General features: G+C 64.0%; 10 protein-coding genes. 4 read left to right on the forward strand and 6 right to left on the reverse strand.

The window, feature by feature from the left end:
- Position 1: 1 nt before the first annotated feature.
- Together Q333_RS0102880 and Q333_RS0102885 are read right to left on the reverse strand one after the other, a co-directional pair.
- Positions 2-2,698: a PD-(D/E)XK nuclease family protein gene (locus Q333_RS0102880; RefSeq protein WP_029415242.1), complete on the reverse strand. Its 2,697-nt coding sequence runs from the start codon at positions 2,696-2,698 to the stop codon at positions 2-4.
- 42 nt (positions 2,699-2,740) lie between these two features.
- Positions 2,741-3,754, reverse strand: coding sequence for a helix-turn-helix transcriptional regulator (locus tag Q333_RS0102885; RefSeq protein ID WP_029415243.1), 1,014 nt, complete (start codon positions 3,752-3,754; stop codon positions 2,741-2,743).
- A gap of 122 nt (positions 3,755-3,876) precedes the next feature.
- Here Q333_RS0102885 and Q333_RS0102890 point away from each other — a divergent pair, with 122 nt between their 5' ends.
- The 4 genes from Q333_RS0102890 (at position 3,877) to Q333_RS0102905 (ending at position 10,454) form a co-directional block, all read left to right on the forward strand.
- Positions 3,877-4,179 carry a hypothetical protein gene (locus Q333_RS0102890; protein WP_029415244.1) on the forward strand — a complete coding sequence of 101 codons (303 nt, stop codon included), beginning with the start codon at positions 3,877-3,879 and terminating at the stop codon, positions 4,177-4,179.
- A 126-nt stretch (positions 4,180-4,305) separates the two neighbouring features.
- On the forward strand, positions 4,306-5,484 hold the full coding sequence (locus Q333_RS0102895) for a DUF6361 family protein (RefSeq protein ID WP_051651120.1): 1,179 nt from the start codon (positions 4,306-4,308) through the stop codon (positions 5,482-5,484).
- Positions 5,474-7,333 (forward strand): phospholipase D family protein, encoded by a 1,860-nt coding sequence (locus Q333_RS0102900; protein ID WP_029415246.1) that lies wholly within the window; start codon positions 5,474-5,476, stop codon positions 7,331-7,333. The genes Q333_RS0102895 and Q333_RS0102900 overlap by 11 nt, the downstream gene beginning before the upstream one ends.
- The gene (locus Q333_RS0102905) at positions 7,323-10,454 is read left to right on the forward strand and encodes a DEAD/DEAH box helicase (protein WP_029415247.1); all 3,132 of its coding nucleotides are present in this window, start codon (positions 7,323-7,325) and stop codon (positions 10,452-10,454) included. The genes Q333_RS0102900 and Q333_RS0102905 overlap by 11 nt, the downstream gene beginning before the upstream one ends.
- A 58-nt stretch (positions 10,455-10,512) precedes the next feature.
- Here the strand turns inward: Q333_RS0102905 and brxL are convergent, their stop codons facing one another.
- Genes brxL through brxC form a run of 4 tightly spaced genes read right to left on the reverse strand, consistent with a single transcriptional unit; the run spans position 10,513 to position 22,593 of the window.
- Positions 10,513-12,549 (reverse strand): protease Lon-related BREX system protein BrxL, encoded by a 2,037-nt coding sequence (gene brxL, locus Q333_RS0102910; RefSeq protein WP_029415248.1) that lies wholly within the window; start codon positions 12,547-12,549, stop codon positions 10,513-10,515.
- 2 nt (positions 12,550-12,551) lie between these two features.
- Positions 12,552-15,125: a PglZ domain-containing protein gene (locus Q333_RS0102915; protein ID WP_029415249.1), complete on the reverse strand. Its 2,574-nt coding sequence runs from the start codon at positions 15,123-15,125 to the stop codon at positions 12,552-12,554.
- 3 nt (positions 15,126-15,128) lie between these two features.
- Positions 15,129-19,052 carry a BREX-1 system adenine-specific DNA-methyltransferase PglX gene (pglX, locus tag Q333_RS0102920; protein WP_029415250.1) on the reverse strand — a complete coding sequence of 1,308 codons (3,924 nt, stop codon included), beginning with the start codon at positions 19,050-19,052 and terminating at the stop codon, positions 15,129-15,131.
- Positions 19,053-19,062: 10 nt separating this feature from the next.
- A complete protein-coding gene (gene brxC, locus Q333_RS0102925) occupies positions 19,063-22,593 on the reverse strand; it encodes a BREX system P-loop protein BrxC (RefSeq protein WP_029415251.1) in 3,531 nt (1,176 codons plus the stop codon).
- Positions 22,594-22,595: the final 2 nt, after the last annotated feature.

A 22,595-nucleotide genomic window follows, 5' to 3' on the forward strand; every position in this document is an offset into this window, starting at 1 on the left:
GTCAGTTCGCCTCCTGGGTGACGCGGCAAAGGCTGGTGAGTTCGCAGTAGCGGCAAGGCTCCTCGTTCGGACTGACGCGCAGATCGGCGGGGAAGTGATCGGCGGCCCGCGGCAGGCCGGCGCCAAGGGCGACGCCGTTGGCGGCGAGATCGCGCCAAGCCCGCCAGGTCTCGACGAGGTCGGTCCAAGTATCGGTGAGCGAGCGTGAGGCCTCGATCTCCTCGTCGGCGACGAAAGCCCCTGTCGGCCCGATCAGCCGACGCTGATTGAGAAGGTAGTAGGCGCCCGGGGCCGGTGCTGCGGCCGCCGGGTCGGCGATGGCGCCGTAGGTCGCCAGCTGCAGCGCCCGACCTTCCGCGAGCTCAGTGCGACGACGGTTGGCGCTGCGCGTCCATTTCAGGTCAATCACGCCCGTCCCTTTGGCAGGGTGGCGGACCACGAGGTCGAGGCGGCCCAACACCGCCAGCCCGTTGGCGAACGCCGCCTCACGATCGAGTTCGGTGCCTACGACCTCCAGGTTTTTCTGCCGGAGCAGGCGTGCAAGTTCGGCGAGGGCGGCGGGGACGCGGGCGCGGGCCGCGGCCAGTTCACCCGCGAATTCGGGCTGCTGAAGGGGCGAGGCGATGGCGCTCAGCAGAGCGTCGAACACCGCGTCGACCTGTTGCAGAACCGCCTCGGCGTCCGCCACGGGTCCAGGCTGGAGAACGTGGTTTGCGATCTCGTGGGCCAGATTGCCAAGCAGCTGATCCGGCCCGGGGATTTCCGAGAACCGGCCGCGCGAGAGTCGCAGGACGTCGAGGAGCATCCAGCGCATCTGACAATCAGCGAGACGCTCGAAGCTGGTCGCGCTCTCCTTGCGGTCGGCCAGTTTGGCGACCGCCGAAGCCGGCAAGGTCCAGCGGGCGCGCGCCTGCGGCGGCTGGACGATAGCGACCAGCTCCCGAGGCAAACGCCGTCCCGCCAGATCGTGGGCGGCGTCTTCGAGCAGTCGCTCCGCGCTCCAACGGATCTTCCGCCCAGCGGGTTGAATCAGGGGATTGAGCTGATGGGCCAGCGGGTGACTGACGGTCTCTTCGCCTCCGGACAGGGCCGGGCGGATCAACAGGGCGCGCGTCTGCGCATGATGGAGTGCGTTGGCGTACCCCCATCCAATGCGCGCCGCCGCAGCCGAGGGCGTCTCAAGCGCGCACCCTGCACTCGTGAGGGCCGCCGTCTCTGCCTGGCTCCACGGGCTTGTCGGCACGCGGTCGCCGGGACCCTTGAAGTCCCACCAGATCAGACGCTCGACCGGCCCCCAGATGGACGCCGGATTCTTCACGCAACGCAGACCCCCAGCAGTGGCGACGTGCTCAGGGTTCTGGGCGCCTTCCGCCAGCACCTGCTCGATCATCCGCTCGACCAGGAGGGCCGGCAGGGGATCTTGACCCAGGACATCGATGGCTTGGGTGAGGGCGCTGGCCGCGCCGGCCACGGTCAGCAGCAAGGGGTCAGAGGCGCCCGCGTCGGTCTCGATGGCCCATTGGCCCACGCGCCCGGCGATCCGCCGGGCGGCGTCCGCCGGAATGCCGTCGATCCGGTTGTAGAGCCCGCCGGTCGTCCACTCGCGCCAGCGGTCTCGGCGGCGGCTGATTTCGGTCTCCGCTTGGGGATGATCGGCGAACCGTTCCGTCAGGTCTGCGTCCAGATCCGCCCAGGCGCGATCCCAGGCGGCGGCGCCGGTGCCTGGCTCGCGGGCCAGGGCGCGCGCCAGCTTGCGCGCGGCGCTCCGACCGATAGGCGGCCGGGGTAGCAACAAGAGATCAAGCAACGCCTTGGCGTCGAAGGGCGCCCAGCTGGCGGCGAAGGCGAGGGGGAGGACCTGCAGCGCGCCCCGCCACGGCGAGGCGGCCGATTGCCCAAGGGCGGGCAGCCCCCGCGCCTGCAGGGCGCGATCCAGCAGCGCCGTGTCGCCGTCGCAGCTGACGATCACCGTCCCGGCCAGTTCCTCTTCGGACCCGGCGGCCAGCCACTCGGCCAGCGCTTCAGCGGCCATCAGGGCCGTATCGGCGTCAACCGTCACAAAACTCGCATCGCCGTTCAGCGGCGGCGAGGTTCCCGTGGTGAGGAAGGCCCGCACCCGGTCCAGATCGCTATCAGCGTCCGCGCCCGGCCTTGCGACCTGCTCGATCGTGACGTCGCAGCGCTCAAGCTGGTCGACGAGCCGGCGACAGGGCGGCGGCAGCAGTTCTCGTGGCTCGACCAGGCGCAAGCGGTGGAGCGTGATCGCCGGCTGGTCCGTGAGGGCGGTCAGTACGGCGCACAGACGGTCGGCCGTCCCGGGCGGGAGCGAAGGCCCGGAGACTTCGGCCTTGGCCAGGTCGTCGAGGCGAGCCGAGCCCATCGGCTGGCCGGGCCAGCCTGCGGCGACCAGTTGATCACGCCAGCCCAGCAGCGTCTTGGCGGTGGCCCAGGGGTCCCGCGAAAAGGAATCGGCGAAGAACGGGGCGCTCCCTGTTGTCGAAGCCGCGCGCAATTTTGCGGCATAGGCGGCGATCCGAACCGCCTCTGCGCCGCGCGGCCCCGTCAGTCCCAGCTGGACTTCCAGGACATCGATCAGGCCGCTCGGGCCGACGACCGCCGCGTGCAGAGCGCCAGACCCTTCGCCCGGGAAGTCCGGATAGGCGCGCCCGTCGCAGGCCAGTCCCAAAATCAAATCCATACCGGTTTCCCCGCCAATATCATCCGCCGCCATTCTTGGAGGCTACCGTGTGTCCCCGACAGATTCGGTCGGGTGACGGGAAAGGTGAGCCGCTAAGGCATTCTGCAGTTCGGCAACCATCAGGTCCTGCAACCTGGGCGGCGAGATGATCTCGACCTTGTCCGCCCAAGTGAACAGGTGCCAAGCGAGCTCAAGCATGCCGCTGGCGGTGAAGCTGACCAGGACTGACCCATCGGCCTGTTCGGCGACCTGTTGGTTGGAATGGAAGCGCCACCCCAAGGCGTCCGCCGCGCCGTGCGGTTTGATGCGCAGAACCACGTCTTCAGCGTCCCCATGGAAGACCCCGAACGAGCGGCCGGCGAAGGCCGACAGGCTAAAGTCTTGCGGCGGCGGGGCCGGGCAGTCCATCAGCGTCAGGTCGTGGATGCGATCCAGCCGCCACGACTTGGGTTCCGTCGTCCCCAGTTCGGCGGCGACGAGATAGTTGGTGCGGCCAAACATCAGGCCGTAGGGCGCCACCTCCCGGATCCGTCCCGGCGTCGAGCCGCCGTCGTAAGAGAACTTCAGCGCGCACATGGCTTTGACCGCGTGGCGGACGGTGGCCAGCACGGTTTCGTCCTCAAAGGGCCGCGGACCCGCCTGTACGGCGACGGTCTCTGCGTGCAGTAGCGCTTCCATGTCCGGCACCAGCTTGCGAAGCGCCGAGGACCGCATCGAGGCGCGAACCTTGGTCTCGATGGACGCGAGGGCGGCGGCGCGGTCGTGGTGGCCGGCCGAGCGCATGGCCTCTGCCGTTGTGCCTAGGGCGACGAGCTCTTCGGCGGTCGGCGCCTGGAAGAGCCCGTCGAGGCCCGCTGTCATCCGGTAGCGTTTGGACGGCGGCTCTTCGATGCATTCGAGCTGCGGGAAGAGCTGCTCCAGGGCGTCGCGCATGCGCTCGACCGTGCGCCGGCCAGTGCCCGCCACCTCGGCCATCTCATCGAGGGTGAGCCCCTCGGCCGACCCGGCGAGGACGCGCGCCAGGTGCAAAAGTGACTGTGCTTTCTCGTGGCGCATGGCGTCCCCCCAACTTGGACGCGCTGAGCTTACCTGCGGTTGATGTGCCGTCGAGTCCCACTCGACCGATTCTGTCGGGCGCCCCCTGCAAGGTGAGGCTCAGAAGACAGGGAGATTTGGCTATGACGTATGCGCTCACTCAACATGCGGCTATTCGCACCCAGCAGCGGGGCGTGCCGCACCATCTGATCGACGCCTTGATGAGCTATGCCGATTTCGAGGCGCCGGTCGGCGGCGGCTGCACCGTGCTGCGGATGACCCGTGACCGGCTCGACGACCCGGATTTGGCCGACCGCCTCGGCGCTGAGCGTGAGCGGCTGCGCGGGCTCAGCATCGTGTGGAGCGATCGGACTGGGGAAATCGTGACGGTGCTGCGTCCGCGCCGGGGCGCCAGCGGCCGGCGCTACCGCCGCGGCGGCCACTAGGCGCAAGTTTTCGGGGCGCTACCAGGACGGGAGGTCTCCAATCTTCCGCGTGGTGGGCTAGTGCTAAGTCTTCGGGGTGATTTGGCTGCGGGTGAGACGATCCACGCGCGGACCGCAGGGGTGCTGATGTCGTCTTTGGCGTGGATTGATTTTGACGAGGCGGAGCGTCAGCGCGCGCAACGCATCATGGCCCTCTTTCAGGAGCGGGAGAGCCGCGACGAGCTGGGCCTGGGCGCCATTCGCGACTCGATCGCCGACCACCTGTTTCCGGGCACCAGCACTATCCAGACTCGGCTTCGCTATATGCTGTTCATCCCCTGGATCCTGCGGCGGCTCGAAGGGCGCGACGGCACGGCCAGCCAACTGTCCGCCGAGGGGCGGGCGATGGAGATTAGGTTGTCGGACGCCTTGAAGGCCGGCGGTGAAACCAGCGGCGTGATCGGCCGAGACGCTGGGGCGCGGCTGCAGCGCCTTCCAAGCTCTGTCTATTGGGCCGGTCTGGGCGCCTGGGGTATCCGCCAGTTTCCCGGCTCGCGTGAGACCTATTACGCGACCTTGCCGACTGCTCGCCGGCGGCGTCAGCGGTCGGAGGTGGAGGCCGAAGGCTTCGAAGATCTACAGACCGGCAGCTGGCATCCCGGCCTGCCTGCGGCGCCGACCGATTTCCTCGAGACGGCCACCTTCGCCCTGACGGACGATGAGGCTCAATTTATCAAGGATCGCTTGGTGGCTTCAGCGCCAACGTCACTGCTCACCTGGCTAGCGCGGCAATCCGACAACGGCCAGTGCGCCTACATCTGGCAGCACCCTTCGTTGGGCGACTTCCCAACGGCGGCGCGACGCCTGGTGGAGCACGCCGAAGTCTTCTCGGGCGTCATCCATGGCGCTTCGCTCCTCTACAATCTGCAGCTTGCGGAACTGAGGGCCCGCGAGGATTGGATCGATCTCTATCGCGGACGGCTCGCCCAATGGGCCGCTGACCTCGACGCCCAACGTCTGGCTGCCTGGTCGTTGGCTGACTTCTGGCGCGAGGTCGAACACCCCACCCACACCATCCGGCCAGCCTTGGTCCGCTTCGTTCAGGACTGGGTCGCCCTTGCGCGGACCGGCGCCGCCGAGTTGCCCGACTCTGATGCGGCGCGCGCCCTGGTGCGCGACCGGGAGCGGCGTCTCAAGACATCGCAGTCGCGTTTCGCCAATCACGCTGTCCGAGACCGATGGGGCGGCGCCTCCGGCGCAGACCGACTGTCGTTCCGGTGGGGTCAGGCTCAGTCGCACTTGGGGGATCTGCTCCGTGGTCAATAGAGCAAGCCTCGACCCCGAAGCGCGGGTCCTCTACGGCGAAAGCCTCGCGGCACCCTCGGGCTATGTGTTCGACGCCGCGGTCGCCACCACTTACTCGCTGGATTTCGAGACGGCGCTGGCGGCCCCGGTGAGCCTGGCGCTGTTCGCGGCGGAGAACCGCGATGAGATCCTCGGTCAGCCCTTGGCGCTGCTTGAGGGGGCTGAGCGCATCGCCGATCGTCTCGCCGTCTATTGCGACGCTGGGCACATCCAGGCTCAGACCCAGCCACAGTCGCGGCTTTGCAGTCTGCTGGAGAAGATGATCATCGAGGTCGCCGCGCCGCAGGGCGGGGCGTTCCATCCGAAAATCTGGGTCCTGCGCTTCAAGCCGCAGTCGGGCACCGGGGCGGCAAAGATGCGGCTTCTGGTGCTGTCGCGAAATCTGACGCGCGACCGCTCGTGGGACATCTCGCTTTGCCTGGACGGCGACGTCACGCGCCGCGTCGTTCCGCTGAACAAGCCGATCGTCGACCTCTTGAAACGCGTGCCGCGGCTGACGGTGCAACCCGTCGCCGAGGAAGCCCGCGCCCTCACTCTCGACGTCGCGGCCGATCTCAATCGGGTCGCCTGGACCTTGCCTGAGCCGTTCGAGGACCTCAGCCTAGCGGTGAATGGCATTGGCTCCGAGGTCTGGGCGCCGTCCGCTTGCGCCCGGATGGGGGTGATCTCGCCCTTCTGCGATGACGCGACCCTCACGCGCCTGGCGCGCCTTAGCCGGGAGAAGCCGGTCCTGGTGGGGCGTAGCGACGAGCTGGCGGCCTGTTCGCCCGACACCCTGGCCTTGTTTGAGCGCGTCAGCGTCCTGGACGAGATGGCGGCCAGCGAGGACGGCGAAGAGGCAGAGCCCGAGAGCCTACAGGGGCTGCACGCCAAGGCCTTCATCCAGGAGGTGGGCTGGGACACCGTGCTAACCGTCGGCTCGGGCAACGCCACCCAGGCGGCGTTGGCCAACCGCCAGGTGGTCAACAATGTCGAGGTTTTCGCGACCCTCACCGGCAAGGCGTCGAAGGTCGGCAGCGTCGAGAACATCCTCGGCGCTCAAGGCTTCGGCCGCCTGCTCTGCCCGTTCGTGGCGGGAGAGGTGTCAGCCGAAGCGGCGGCTGTCAAAGCGGCCGAGCGCCGTCTCGAGGAGGACCGTCGCATTCTCTGCAAGGCAGGTTTGGCCCTGCGCTGCGAGCGCGCCCCGGCTGTGGGCGAAGACGCGCCGGGCTGGCGGGTCTGGCTTGTCGTCTCGCGGCCCCTGGTTCTCACCAGCGTCGCCAGCGCCTTTGTCTGGCCGATCACCCGCGGTGAGGGCCATCGCTGTGACGTCCTGGCCGCGCTCGCCGCCGGCGACGATGTCGATCTTGGGGTCATGCCACTGGCGGACCTCACCCGGTTCGTCGCCTTCCAGCTCACCGATGCGGGCGGCGAGACGCGGCTTCTGTTCAGCGTGGGCCTGCCCATGGAAGGTGTGCCGGCCGAACGCCATTCGGCGATTTTCCGGTCGATCATCACCAATCGCGACGCCTTCTTCCGCTATCTGCGCCTGCTGTTGTCCGAGCTTGGCGATCCCTTCGCTGCGGCTCTGGCCGCGCAAGGTGCCGGCGGTGAAGGCACCTGGGGTCGAGGAGGAGGGGACGATGTGCCCCTGCTCGAAGACTTGGTGCGCGCCCTCTGTTCGGGCGACGGGCGCCTGACGGCCGTGGAGAGGCTAATTACCCGCCTGGCCGCAGAGGACAGCGCGACCGATCCGGTTCCGGCGGAGTTTCGCGCGCTGTGGGAGGCCTTCCGGGCCGCGATGCCGGCGGAGGCAGACCATGTCCACTGAGCCGTTCAAGGCGGCGGCCGCGCTGGGGCCACTGAAAGCCTTCCAGCGCCGAACGGTCGACTATGTCTTCGATCGCTTCTACGACCCCGAAAATCCAGCCTTCCAGTTCCTGGTTGCTGACGAGGTCGGCCTGGGCAAGACGCTGGTGGCGCGTGGCGTGATCGCCAAGGCGATCGAGCACCTGTGGGACAAGACCGACCGGATTGACATCCTCTATATTTGCTCGAACCAGGCCATCGCGGCGCAGAACCTCAAGAAGCTGAATGTCCTTGGCCAGGAGGCTCTCGCACTCCCGACGCGCATGACTCTGGTGCCGCTTCGGATGAACGGCGAGCGTTCGTTAAGCGCCAACAAGGTCAACTTGATCAGCCTGACCCCGGGAACGACCTTCGATTTAAGGTCTGCCACGGGCGTCGCTGAAGAGCGCGCGCTGCTCTATCATCTCCTCAAGACCCTCGTTGCTTCGCCGCGCGGCTTGCAGAACCTCCTTCAGGTGGACGTCGGTCCTGAACGCTGGGACTACTGGATCAAAAGCGAGGTCTCCCTCAACGGTGTCGACAAGGCGCTTATCGATCGCTTTCGAGAGAGCATCGGCGTCGACGATGCGGTCTTGAGCGCGCTAGCCGACGGTGTCGAGCAATTCCGTCGCCGGCGCGACCGGTATCCAACGGCTATGACATCCTCGCGGAACGCGCTCATCTCCAAGCTGCGAGGCAAGCTCAGTCATTCCTGTGTCGATGCGCTGCAACCCGACCTCATCATCATGGATGAGTTTCAACGCTTCCCTGATCTGCTGCACGGCGACAGCGACGCCGCACATCTCGCCAGGGACCTGTTCGATTACGGGCAAGGCGGCAGCACGCCGGCTCGAACACTCCTGTTGTCGGCGACGCCCTACCGAATGCTGACGCTGCAGGGCGACCAGGCGGAGGATGGCGATCACTACAACGACTTCCTGGAGACCCTGACTTTCCTGTTCGGCCAGGTTCGAGGGCGAGAGATGGTGCGGGCCCTGGACCAGGAGATGCGGGCGTTTCGGACAGCCCTCCATGGCCTGCCGGCGGCCCAGGCCGAGGCTTTGCAGCAGAAGGCGAAGGTCGAGACCGCGCTCAAACAGGTGATGTGCCGCACCGAGCGAGTCTCTAGTACGGTCGATCGGGACTCCATGGTCTGCGAACCTCCGTCGGCCCTGACGGTGCAGTCGGATGATCTGCGTCAGGCGATGGCGGTTTCAGGCGTCGCTCGCGCGCTCGAAGCGCCCGATGTGATCGAATATTGGAAGTCGGCGCCGTACCTCCTCAACTTCATGCGCGACTACGCGCTGAAGCGGGTGATGAAGGACAAGGAGGGGACCAAGCCGTCGGCCGCCCTCGTCGCGGCGCTGGCCAGCGCCAAAGGCGCCTGTCTCGACCATGACGCGCTCAATGCCTACGCACCGATCGAGCCCGCAAACGGGCGGATGCGCGCGGTCATGGATGATGTCTTTCAGGATGGCCTCGAGCAGAACCTGTGGATTCCGCCGTCGCTGCCCTACTACGGCGAGGCGCAGTCGGGGGCGCGGCCGACCAAGGCGCTGATCTTCTCGTCCTGGACGATGGTGCCGGACGCGATCGCGGCAACCCTGTCCTACGAGGCCGAGCGCCGCATGGGCGCCGGCGAGACGGGTCGGGGGTATTTTGATCAGAAGCGGCCGAGGCCGCTGCAATTCAGACTGGCTGACGGGCGCCTGGCCGGGCTGCGTGCCCTGCTGCTGATCTATCCCTCGCCGGTCCTGGCCGAACTTGGGGATCCGCTTGCGATCATCACCGGTGCGTCCGGGAGGCTCAGCTATGCCCAGATGCGCGCGCGGATCGCGGAACGGCTGACGGCGAGCCTGGACGCGTTAGCAGCGCGGGGGTCCGCTGACGTCGAGGGCGGTTTGCAGGAATGGGCGTTGCCGGCGGCGATCGATGCGGTGGCGGGCAACGGCGCGCTCAGCTGGATCGGTGCGTGGAACGGCATGGGCGGGCTGGCCAGCGAGGACGCCTTCAAAGACCATGTGGCGGCATTGAAGACGGCGGCCGTCAGTGATTTGGGGCCGATCGGTGACGAGGCGCTCGACCTTCTGGCCGATGTCGCCCTTGGAAGCCCGGCCGTCTGCGCGCTGCGCGCGCTGCGGCGCGTGGCCCCGGAACTCGGATGGGACGATCCAAGCCTGATGAGCGCTGCGGCTCATGTCGCCTGGGGCTTCCGCACCCTCTTCAACCAGCATGAAGCCGTAGCCCTGCTGCGGCGAGGGGAAGAGGAGCGCTACTGGCACCGCGTGTTGAGCTTCTCCGCCGAGCAAAACCTGCAAGCGGTCCTCGATGAGTATGCGCACTACCTCGTGGACGCGCAGGGTCTAAGCGCCGCCGCCCCCAGCGAGCGTGTCGCTGGACTGGGTAAGGCCATGGCCGACGCCCTTTCGATCCGACCTTCTCAGATCGATGTCGACAACCCCGCAGTCGTCGAGGGCCGGCTGAAGGTCGACAAGTTCCAGATGCGTGGGCGCTTTGCCATGCGCTTGGCGGACTATCGTGACGAAGAGGGTTCGGTCGCGAGACTTGGCGGCGTGCGCGACGCCTTTAACTCGCCGTTCCGGCCCTTCGTGCTGGCCACGACGTCCGTTGGCCAGGAAGGGCTCGATTTCCATCCCTATTGCTACCGGGTCTACCACTGGAACCTGCCCGGCAACCCTGTCGATCTGGAGCAGAGGGAAGGGCGCGTTCACCGGTTCAAGGGTCACGCGGTCCGCCTTAACGTCGCCCACAACCACGGCGAGGAGCTGTGGGGGCAGGGGGGCGATGCGGCGGATCCTTGGGCGCAGATGTTCGCCTCCGCGCGAGCGGCCACCCAGGCCGATACGGACCTAGCTCCTTATTGGCTTTGCGAGGGGCCGGTGAAGGTGGAGCGGCGCGTGCCGATCCTGCCGTTCAGTCGGGAGACCCAACGGCTGGAGTGGCTGAAGCGCAGCCTCACCGTCTACCGTCTGGCCTTCGGTCAGCCGCGCCAGGATGACCTTCTGGGTTATCTCGGCGAGCTCCTGGAGAACGACATGACGATGGCTGAGCTAGAGGGGCTGCAGATCAGACTGCAGCCTTAACACTGTTGCGTAGACCGGAGACCTCGTGGTTCGCCATCCTCGGGCCGACGCCCTTGCTTTAGTTCATGCCCAGCGCCTTGAAGGCCGCCGTCTTTGCGTCACCAAAGAAAATGGGATCGACGTGTTCGACCACATCGCCGGTGACTTCCAGAAAGCTGCGCTTGTTCTCCAGTGGAATGAGGGCCCGCTTGGCGCCGTTATCCATCGCTACCTGTAGTGGCTCGACCAGCGAGCGAACCGGCTTGATGTTGCCTTGGACACTCATGTCCCCGAGCACCAACATCGCCGCACTCGGCGGTGCCTTCTTCAGGGCTGAGAACGCGGCGATGAAGAAGCCGAGGCCGATCTCGCCCTCCACACGATTGTTGAGCAGATCGATGACTTCGACGTGAAGGTCGGATGAGTCCAATTCCTTGGCGATCGACAGGTCGCCCTTCTTGGCCAGCATGTAGCTGAGGGCGCGATTGACGGATTCCTTGGTAGCGCCAGCGACTCCGCCGGCCATCTTCAGCTTGCCGCTTCCGACAGCCACAGACACCTCAATGCGGTACATGCCGACCGTTCCGTCAGGACCCACAGTCGCCGTGTAGATGCTGCCCGGAGGCAGGGGGTCAGACGAGATGAGGTTGCGGCCACCCTGCTCTGGCACCCCGACGAACCGCTCTTCCCCCGTCTCGATATCCGTGTAGCTGAAGGACGTGTGGTAGTACTCGAAGGAGCCCATCTTCTTGAGCTGCTCCTTTACCCGGCGGCGGCCTTCCATGGCGAACTCGAGCAGCTCGGCCAGCTCTTCTTTGGTCGCCTCGCCATGCGGGTAGATGATCTTCATGAGGCCCGAAACCGTGCGCTTCACGGCCTTCCGGTCGCGCGCCACCAGATGTGAGCCCATCGTAAAGTGACGGTCGGTGATCTCGGTGAAGTTGTGCCGGCGCAGCTCCCGCAGTGCCTCGGCCATGTAGTCGACCACGAAGCCGTAGTGGTCGGTGAACATGTCGTTGCGCATCTTCGGCACTTCCCAGCCGGGCAGGTAGAAGTGCAGGCGGTCGATGAACGCCATGTCGTCCCGAATCACGGTCGGCATCGGCTCGAAGAGGTGGCCGGTCTGAACCATGACATCTACAGGCTGCTGAGTGTTGCCGAACAAGGCGATACTCGCTTCTCCCGAGGCCGCTTCCTGGCCTCGCTGGAAGGAGCCCGACTCGCAGTAGGTTTTCATGGTGGTGATGACTTCTTTGGGCATCTTCTCGAGGTCAGCGACTTCGTCGAAGCCCACAACGTCCCAGATCTGCACCAGACCCTTGGATCGCCCGCCCATGTGACCGAATAGGTTGGCAACCGTGGTGCCGCCCGTCATCAGGGCTGCGTAGGGCGAGACTTCCTGAATTACGTAGCTCTTACCGGTGCCGCGAGGGCCTAGCTCGACGAGATTGTAGTTACGCTCGCATAAGGGAATCAGCCGCGTAAGGAACAGCATCTTCAGCCGACGCGTCATCTCGGCCGGCTCGTAACCCATGCTGCGCAGCATCAGGTCTATCCACTCATCGGTGGTGAACTGGCGACGCTGCGCCTGGTATTCCGCGAGGTCGAAGGCAGCGATCTGGATCGGTGTTAGCTTCTCGATCCAAAATGGGTTCTTGCCGCGCGCCTCTTCGTCGTATTCGAAGCGCATGTCGATCTGTGCCCAGATTCCGCCCGTCAGCAGCCGGTCATAGTCCCGCACATAGTCGGTTGGGATATGAACGTTCTTGCTGCCGAAATTGATGACCTCGGCCCAATAGTCGGAGTCCACTAGGCGTACACGCACCTTGTCGATGAAGGTCCAGCGGCCTTTTTCCTTGACCTTGCTCTGGGCGCGCATCGACTCATCGGGGCGAATGTAGTTGTTGGCTAGAGTGTCGTTGACGACCTGGAGACCCATCTGGATCGCCACTTCATCCGACGAGGCGCAGTACTTCCCGAGCAGGAACTCCAGGACAAACACCGGCACATTTGCGCCGACCTTCACTCGACGGACCAAGTCTTTGCGCACAACCTTGCCGGCGAAGGCTCCGTTGGCCTTGTCGTCGAGCGCATCGCGAGGGGGTGTGGTCGCCATGGTCAGACTCCGAGCTTCACAGGGATGGAGCCTTCGGACGCATAGAGGATGGCATCCGTAGTCGCGTCCACGATTTGGATTTCGATGGCGGTGACTTCGTCGTTCGTCAGCTGAAAGCCGACGGTGACCGGCGTCTGAGGTTGCAGCATCAATCGCCCGCTGGACAACTCGCCGCCCACAGCGAGTGCCGCCAGCGCCACCTCACGCCCCTTGGAAAGCACAACGGGGCGCACCAGAAGCCCGTCGTCGAACAAGCCCTTGGCCCGGCCTGTCAGCTCGACCTTGATGGTGAAGATGCGATTGGTGATGGCGTCGAAATCATAGACGACCGTCACCGGGCTGGATTTCACCGCTTCTGCCTTGCGGCGCTTAGCTTTTACCGTAAGCACAGGTACGATCATTTCCTGCAGCGAAGGCCCGCCGTGGTGGAAGGCGAGGTCGCCGCCGGCCTTGAACACGGCCGTGCTGATCGGGAAGACGAAGTCGAGATCTGTCGCGTAGCCAAGCCTAGCGCCGCTGACGCGCAGTGCGCCGGCGGGCGTTGTCCCACCGCGGCCGAACCAACAGCGCCGGTGCAGGTCCACAGTCTCGCCGCCAGGGGCGTCCATGCGCATGGAGGCGGGCCGATCGCCAGCAAAGAACAGGTGACCGTGGTCAGAGGTGATGACCGCGTCTTCGATACCCGCCGCCGCCAAGTTCTTCAGGCAGCGCGCCAGATCGCCGATGACGGTGTCCATGATTCGCCGTGCTGAAGCGGTTGTGATGGCGTTCTCACCGGCGCCGTCGATGTCCGTCGAATGGATGGAGATGACGGAAGCAGCCCCGATCCGAGCCTTCAGAGCTTTAGCCCCGAGCGACAGCACCTCGTCGAGGTCCATGCTGGTGGCGTCCGGAACCTTGCTATTGAGCAACTTCTGGCGTGACGCCCGATCCGGCAGGAAGGCGCTTTCGATCATCGAACCAGAGCGCGCGCCTTGCTGCACGACGGAGAAGCTCGAGGAGGCGCCGGGCAATAGCGCGGCCATGCCTATTGGGGTGATCGAAGGCAGCGCACCGACAGCCGGCCGCAGCTGGACTTCGAACCCGGCGGCTAGGCGTTCGGCCAGCTCAACACCCATTTCATAGCGCATTGCATCGACAAAAATGTAGGCGACAGGACGCGAGCGGCTCGACACAACCTCGGGCCAAATGCGAGTCTGGTGCAGTATCCCGTCGACCTGCCAATCCGCCTTTTCCAAGGCCTTGACGAAGCCTTCGGTCATCCGCCGCACAGTTTCCTCATAGCGCGCTCGGACGGCCGCCACGGCGAGTGGGTCGATATCGCCCTCGACGGAAGACAGCAGGGTCTCAAACCGCCGCTGCGCCAAGTCCAGTTGGCGCCAGCCGTCCTCGGCTGTGTAGCGTTCGATCCAGCCCTGAGTGCCGCCCGCTGGCGCGCGATCGACCTCGCGCCGGGCTCGCTCAGCCTGGGCGCATACCTCAAGCATCAGGCGGCAAACCTGCCAGATCGCTTCGCGCTCTGGATCAAGGGTAACCCAGAAGCTTTCGCCCCGCCCGTCTATGAGCCGTTGCGCATCTTCAATGCGGCCGTCGGCGACCATCTGGATGGCGGCGCGTGCGGCGGCGACTTCTTCGAAACGGAAGGTATCGATTGTGCCGAGTGCATGGCCAGGCACGGTCTCCACGCCCAGCCGGAGCTCCCGCTCGACGGCGTCGGCCAAGGCTACATAGGCGAGGGCGTCGTCTTCGCGTAGCAGGGCGGAGAGGTCGCGGACCGACTTCAGCGCTTCCTTGCCGACGGGCTCACTCACCTGTTCGAGCAATCGAGCCGCTTCGGGCGCTATCGCAACGCCGGGCAAGAGGTCGCTGCGAAACTCGTTGGCCAGCACATAGCGTGCTGTCGTTGCGCGCAGTCGGGCGCCGTCGAGGTCGTCGGCGGGGACCAGACCAAGCTTGGCTTGTACCAGGCCGCGCAGCTCGCCAAAGGCACCCTTGCGTTCCAACTCGCTGTCGCGGGCGTCTTCGAGCAGCCAGGCGGACAGGATGCGGAGTGGGTCGGACGTGTCGAAAACTCCGCGCAGGAGGGATGCGCTGGCGCCATCCTCGCCCTGGCAAATGACCGTAAGGTCGGCATAGGACAGGCTCTCGGACTTGAGCATCCCGTCTATGGCGACATCGTCGAGGCGTTTCCGCAAAACCAACCTAGCAAACTGGTTGAGCCTCGGCGCGCGATAGACCGTGCCGGCCTTCTCAAGCTCCATCAGCAGGGAATTTTTCTTGTCGCCCTCAGGCAGGCCCGGGACGTAGATGACGAGGTCCGCAGGCTTGTCGTCATCCGTCAAGGGCTCGACCGCGGCACGCGCGGCGAGAAAAGATCCATCGACCTCGAATAGCTGAGCCGACGCGTCGCCGAGGGCGAGGGGCACTAGGCGACTTCTTGTATCCACCCCATGGGCGGCCTCGGCAAAGAAGCCACGTAGTTCCTCGGGCTGATCGTAAACGATCACCACATGGTGCTCGCGCACCTTCTCGGCGATGCGGCTGGCGATGTAGTCGTGGAGCGGGTGAACAGTCATGTTTTATGCCGCAGTCTGTCGCCGGCGTCCGCGGCCTGAGCACGCTACAGGCTCTGGAGCTTCCAGCAGGCTGGTGAGCGCGGCCTTCACTGCGGGGGAGGTGCGTTCAGCGATCAGGTCGTCGATCGGGCAGGTCGGCGCTGCACGCGCAGCCCATTTGCCGTCAGCACCCTCGATCCAGAAAACGTCTTCCAAATTATGGGCGACAGCGAGGCTCCGGTCCTTGGCGCACTTTGGGACCACCCGTTCGGGCCAAAGCCGCATGGCGATGCGCGCCCAGTCGTATTCCCCCTTCACCAAGCCGTCCCATGCCGCCCGGCATTCCTTTTGCCAGGCGCGGTTCTGTGGAAGCAGCCGCCATAGGGGCGCAAAGTTGAGGATGACGCCATCGTCGAGCTCAGGATCCCACAACGGCGCCACGCGGCGAATCTCGTGGAGAGTGGCCGACAACTCCTCGACGAAGACTCCCTGCGCCTCAATAGCGCGGCTCTGAGCCGTGGAGGGCGCCCCCCCTGCCTCCACCCGGAGGCGGTCGAGCTGGTGACTCTCGTCGCGCAGTTTGGGCGCCAAGTAGTCATTCTGCACCCGAAACAGGGTGTCTTTGCTGAAGGCATGAATGTAGAGCCACACCGAGTAGCTCGCGGAAGGTGTCGCTAGCTGCCAATAGATCGGCGCTTTGCGGCGGCTCTTAGAATACATGCGGATGTGCGCGGGGAAAAAGTCGCGCGCCAAAGTTCGCCGAAGATCCCCCGGCGCGGGTGCAGGCTCGCCAACGTGCTCATAGACTGCCGTCACGCGCGCGACGAGGTCGTCCACATGACCAGGATCGTCCACGAAGATGCCCGAAGTTGGCATGAAAGGGGGCGCGCCGTGGGGCAGCATCCCGGGACTCACAGCGGGTAGCGGATCGAATAGGTTCGGTTTCACGGAAATGCGACGCTCGCCAGTAACCACGCGCACGTCAAAGCGGCCGAAGGCTACGCCGACAGACCAAGAGAGGACGTCTTGCTCCGAAGGTTGATAAAAAGCAGGTGAGGCCGCCTCTTCAAGCCAATCGTCCGCGCCAGCGGTGACGCCATAGAGCCGTCTTGATATCTCTTCTATCTCGCGAACTTTTTGACCGATGTCACTCGATGATTCACTGGAAGCACCAATGAATACTGAGGGTGAAACATAAGTTCGTGACGTTTCGTCGCCGTGAAAGCTTTCAGCTACTGCGTTCGCGATCACGGTTGAGAGTTCGGCCAGCCGTTGTCCGTCAGCCGCCTTGAGCGGGGGAATCGGTATTCGACCAATTGCGCCGCTCTGCTTGTGAAGGCCGCAAGTGTCGCGCACGAACGATCGAACGGGGCCGCTATTCAGCAAACCGAGAATTGGCAGCGTGTTTGTTTCATCGTCGAATAATATAGCCTTCCCCTCACGGGTGGGGAGGAACCCTTGGGGCAATATCGATACATGAAATGACGAGGATTGCTTCGGGAAGCTCAAGCCACGTCTGAAGTAAGCGTCTGTGCCAGATTGGTCGTAAGGTCGCCAAGCATCGGCCGAATTCATTTCCACCCATGCACGTCCGTTCGGGCCTCGCCAGTCCGCGACGCCGAGATCTTGCCGCCAAAATGGAGAGAATTCGCCACCGTTGGAAAGTGACTCCCAGCGTTTGCCTGGGGTCAGAGAGTCGATTTTGACTTCATACCAGCTTAGATATGTCCGCGCAGCTTTGTTTGATCCTAATCCACGAGGAAGCTTAGCAAGATCAGATAACGAGAACCAATCTCGGGTTCCATTCAGCACGCTTACAGGTAGCGCGTAGGCAAAGATGAAATCTGGAAGCTTCTCGAATACTTGTGAGCTAATCCACTTCCACGAAGATTTTGCACCAGAGATCTCCGATTCTTTGATTTCAGAATCTCTAAGATCGGTAAATCCAATCGATTGATCAGCGCCTTTCTCTCGAAGGACGTAGGCGGCCGTTTGGACGTTAGCGTCCAGTACGCCCCATCCGAGATCTGCCAGGAGCGCGACGGACTGCTTATCACATAGCAAGTGTTCTCTAAAATCAGCGAAAGTGGATTGGACCATGAAGGTCCTGTCCGAAATGCAACCGATAAATGAGGCCCCGAGCTCCTTGGTTCGACGCACAAATGCAGAATAGAGATTGCCGGCATCGTCAGCTTCTAGCTTGTCCGAAGTATTTCCGGTCGCCGGGCCAAAGGGTGGATTCATGAGTGCGACGTCAAATTTCTTTGACAAGAGATCGACGAGGGCAAAGCCGTGCGCTGCGTCGTCCGCAAATAGTCGCCGGCGCGCAACGCCGGCCCCACGGGCATCGGTTCCGTACTCCTCCAAAGCCTTCAGCACTAACCGTTCGGCTTTGTTCCAAAAATCGAGGCCTTCGCTTGGGGCGATCTGAGGCCCTTCATCATTGAGCGCAGCTTGGCCGTCACCTGCCATGTCGTACTCCGCAATGCGGAACAGTGGCAGCTGCTCTTCCCATTCGGCACGTCCACGCTGGACAGCGAGCTCTAACGTCCGCTCAACCTTTACAAGGGCGCCCATCTCGCCCGCCAAGCTCATCGCGTCCCAAACGTTCTCCACCAGAGCCTTGAGGCTGTCGGCCATAGCCTTGGTGGTGCGCACCCTCTGATCTGTTGGGATACCAAGGGCGCGGCGCATCAGGCTTTCAAGCCGTTCCTCCTTGAGCTCGTGGAGGAACTCATCGCGCAGGTCCTGTTCGCCGGGCATTGGCTCGGCGATTACAATATTGGATCGGCGGATCGGTGGACGGGCAGTGCGGCCGATCGAGAGGTCGTCAAATGCCCGCTGAGCTTTCATCCATAGTGCTAGTTGGCAGATCTGAGCGCATCGGGGGTCTATGTCGATGCCGTGGAGGTTGTAGGCCATGATCAAGCCAGGGAGGGCCTGATTGAGGGCAGCAATGTTAGGATAGTCTTCAGCCAGGGGCTTGCCTGTGGCCTCGCTCCTTGGCGTCTCCGGATCGGCCCAGGCTTCCTGATAAATGGTGAGCATGAGGTCGAAGGCGTAGAGCAGGAAATGGCCCGAACCGCAGGCGGGGTCCAGGATACGAATGTCGCGCGGATCCTTCTTCGGCCGCGGCGCGCACATTTCTCCCGTCTGGCGGAGCAGATGCTCGCACTGGTCAATTAGCGCGGTCTGCCCGTCTCGCATCTCATACCAGATGCGCCCCACTGTGTTGTCGGTTAGGAATTCGACCACGTAGCGCGGGGTGAAGAATTGGTTTCGGACCGCTAGCTCGCGGCTGTTGCGTGGAGTCCCCTCCAAGCGCATTGCGCGCCGTTCGTCCTGGCCGTTGAAGTACTGATAGACCCAGCCGATGGTCTCGTCCTCTCCCCATACGCTCGCAAGCGGCGGAGCGTTGAGGATTTCCAACAGAGCCTCGAATGTCGCGCGCCGCGGCCACATAGCCGAAGCCGCATCGCGCCGGTCGAACAGCACCTTCACGTCGGAGGAGAGCTCGTCGAATACACATTCCAAGTAGAGCCGGTAACCTGAGCCATCAGGGGTCCGCACCCCTGGAGCCAAGCCGCAGAACTCCGCGAAGCCCGACGAGGCCTCGCCCTGGCTGATGCAGGGCTGCACCAGTTCGCGCGCCTCCAGCATCTTCAGGGCGACAAAGCGATTGAGCATGGTGAAAGCAGCGTCGCGCAAAAAGTCGGTGACCGCTTCGTCCGGCTTCATCCCCGCGGCACGCTTATGAGCGATGGCCGCCGTGATCTTGCGCCAGGCGCGGCGCTGGTTGGGGTCGAGGTGGGGGCCCGGGACCTCGGAGATGCGGCCATCCTGGCGGACGTCGAAGGCGCTATCGAGCTGCTCGCGGAAGTCCTCAGTGAGCAGCCGACGGGCCTTCTGGGTCGCCGCCTCGATCGCGCTGCGGGTTTCCTTTTCCATCAGGCGCGGCTCATCGGATGATGACCTTCTTGCCTTCGCCGATCAGGCGGCCCAACTCGTCGCGCAGGCCGCTGAGGGCCTGTTCGAGCTGTTCCTCGTTCTCAATGCCGCCGGCAAAATACTGGCCCACCGAAATTGAGACGATCCGGTCCCCGTCAATCGCCTGCAGCACCTTCTGGATCGCCGCGCTAAGGCGGCTTTCGCAGGCTTCTGTCTCACTCCGCAGTTGGGAGAAGCTCTCGTTCGTCCAGGTCTTTGAGGCGCATGCGCGCAGGGGGGCGGCGATCTCGTCCTGGACCGCAGGGTCGAGGCCGTCCCAACCCGATGTGGCAGCCAGCGTGTCGAGGGCCGAGCCGTAAACCTCAGCTCTCTCAGCCATTAGAGCTGCAACCAGGCGCCGACGCTCTTTGTGGATGCTCGCGGCCGCGGCGGCGATAGCAGGCAGATCGCGGAAGAAGGTTTCGCGACTGATGAAATCGTTCAGCGTCTCGCCCTTCTCGGCGATTCCGGGATCGACGCCAGACTCCCGTAGCAAGGACGGCAGCTCGCGCAACGCCGCACGGCCCAATGTGAGATGCTCAAGGCCGGTCTGATCGAGGCTCCTGGCCAGGTCTGCGCTGCGCTTGATCGCGTCTTTGATCGATCGATGCGTTGCATTGAAAGAGAGGATGGCATTCTCGTCACCGCCACGGCCGATGCTGCGCATCTCGTTCAGTGCGGTGGCGAGAATGTCTGCGCCGGGCAGGGTGTGACTCTGCAGCAAGCCCAAGGCCGTTTGGACGGCATCCACATTGCGATCGACCTGATCTCTGATCTCAGCCGATAGAGACGACTCCGAAATTTCTTTCGCTTCGTTGCCGAAGGTCGCCTTGAAATGATCAGCCGCTTCGGCGAGGACGCCGAAATCGATGCCTTTGCGCGGCCGGAAGCTGGCCACCCTGAACGCCTGGTTGTTGTTGAAGCAGTCCTTGGCTGCGACGCTCAGTGCGTTGTCGATCGTCTGACCCTTGTGGGCGGCGTCGATGGCCCCGGCGCGCAGCAGAGAAAGCACGAGCAATCGAACGGCGTCGAAATCCCAACCGAATGGGGCGCCGGCGAAGGCTTCGGCCAGGTACTTGCCGGTTGCCTGCTCCCCGTAGCGGGCGCGTTCGTCGATGGTGCGCACGACTTCGGCCAGCGGCACGCCCAAGACGTTGAAGGCGCGCTTGCCGCCATCATCCTTGAGCAGGCCGAGTTCGGCGAAGACTTTCGGCAGGCCGTTGAGGTTCTCATCGACCATCAAGGCGTCGATGCCCCTTTGAATATCGGCGCGCTTGGCGCTCGCTTCTCCGAACCGCTCGTAGACCGCCGGCAGAGCCTTGGAGAGCACGCCGACGGCGACCTTGCGGATATCCGCAGCGCCGCCGTCGGGGCTGCGGTCATGGCCTTGGAAGTAGATGCGGCCGGATAGGCAGGCGGCCTTCAGGCGGCGAAACAGTTCCTGCTGATGACGGCGCAGGCGTGCGCGTTCTTCGGCGATGAGTTTGGTCTCATCGGTGGTCGCAGCGCCGCGGCCCTTACGCTTGATCATCTCATCCGAGCGAAAGGCCTCGCGGGCCTCGCGCCGGATGTCTTCATCTAGGCCGACGATCCAGAAGACGCTGTTCTTCTCGGTCTGACTGCGGGTGCGAAACCGCTCGGCTTCGACGTCAACCGCCCCGGCGTCGTCGGCCAGTTGCAGATGAAAGCCGATGTCGCCGGAGACCTTCTCGGAGCCGTCGATCATCAAGCCGGCCTTGAAGACCTTGGTTTCACCGAGCGTAAAATCGGGCTGCGGAGACCAGAAGTCGGTGATCGTCGTCGCCAACAGTTGGCGCTCATCAGCGCGGCGCGGTTCGAGCCCCTCACGAGTCTTGTCCCAGTCGTCTTCCGCTGGTGTCGGAATGCGGTAGCCGTCATCGCCTAGCCGAACGAACTGCCGCTTTTCGAGGTCGGCCAGGGCTTGGTGAACTTCGCTCAGCCGCGAATCCGAGTCGACCCGGTTGAGCAGCGCCGCGGCGATATTCTCGGGCGTGCGATGCACCGATTTCACGAACTGCAGCAGGCAGACCACCTTAGCCACAGCTTGCGCTAGGGGGTGGTCGGTTCTGGCGGGGATGGAGTCGATCTTGCCGCGGATGTCCGAGCTGATGTTGCCGGAGGTCAAGTCGTAAACCTGATCCAGGGTGACCAGCTCGCCGACGTTCTGATCGGCCATCTTGGTCTGCGGATTGATCAGAAGTTGCTGGGCCAGCTTGATGATCGTGCGGTTGGCGCCGCCGACATGCTTGCTTGCCCCGCCCTGGGTTCTGAGCCCGGAGACGACGTCGATGATCAGGTCGATCTGGTAGGGTAGCAACGGGTAAAGATCGACGAACCGTTCGCGTGACAGTTCAGGCAAACGCACGTCCGCCGTGACCCGCGAATTGACATCCAGCCGCGCCCGATTGTCCTCAAACAGCCTCCCGAGCGTGCTCTGCGCATCGGCGTTCTTGTTGAGTACGCGGCGGCTGGTGACCTCGGCGATGTCGGAAGGCTCTAGGTGAACCTGCATGGGAAAGCGGTCCATTAACCGGCCGAGTTCGATCTTCTTGTCGTCCAGCCCGCTTACGAGTTCGCTCAAGCGCTCTTGCGAGGTTACGATCGTCCAGAACCGGCCCTTTCCACGCATGCCAAGCTGCTGCACGATCGACTGCAGATCGAGCATCTTTTGAATGTCGCGCGCGACGAACTGGCCGACTTCGTCGACCACGAACACCAAGGAATGGCCTGGCTTACGCCTAGCCATAAGCTCGACAACGCGTTGGCCCAGGAGCGCGACATTGACCACAGGCTTGGAGCGCCCCTTGGCCCAGGAGTCGCCCAAGGGAAAGGTCTTGGGATCCAGCTTGTGCATGATAAGGCTGGCTTTGTTGGTAGCGAAGGCTAGTAGTCCACGCTCCTGGTTCCAGTCTTTGCCGTACTCTTCTTTGTAGGCTGCCTCGAATTCCGGAAGCTTGCCTTCCGATTCCAGACCGATCTCAAGCTCAGCGAGATCGATGTCTTTGGCGTAGTCCAGGCTTTTGAGAAACAGGCTGTACATGATCTCGGTCAGCATCTGATTGCCGGACCGGATGCCGCGATCAGTTGAGACATCAAAGATCACCGCGTGAGTGGGGATCTTCTCGCCGATGGCGTTGAGAACCACGGTGAGCTTGGAGTCGCCCACCTGATCGGCAAACCGCTTGCCCGCCGGCGCGCCCTGCAGCATGCGGTTTTCGAGGGATAGGCCCAGCAGCTTGGCGAAGCTCGACTTACCCGACCCGAAAAAGCCTGAGACCCAGACGGCCGCGCCTTCGTGGGGCTTCTGCGGCGTTTCCTGATAGCGCTCGAGCACCTCCAGGAAATGGCGCTTGATGGAGTCGGTGACGACGTATTCGTCGATTTCTCCAACGATGACGGCTTCATCGTCCTGATCGACCTTGATGACTTCTTCGATCTGACGCGTGACGTCGTTAGCGAAGAGGCTGCCGATTTTGCTCATGC

The sequence above is a fragment of the Brevundimonas bacteroides DSM 4726 genome (assembly GCF_000701445.1).
GTDB lineage: Bacteria > Pseudomonadota > Alphaproteobacteria > Caulobacterales > Caulobacteraceae > Brevundimonas > Brevundimonas bacteroides.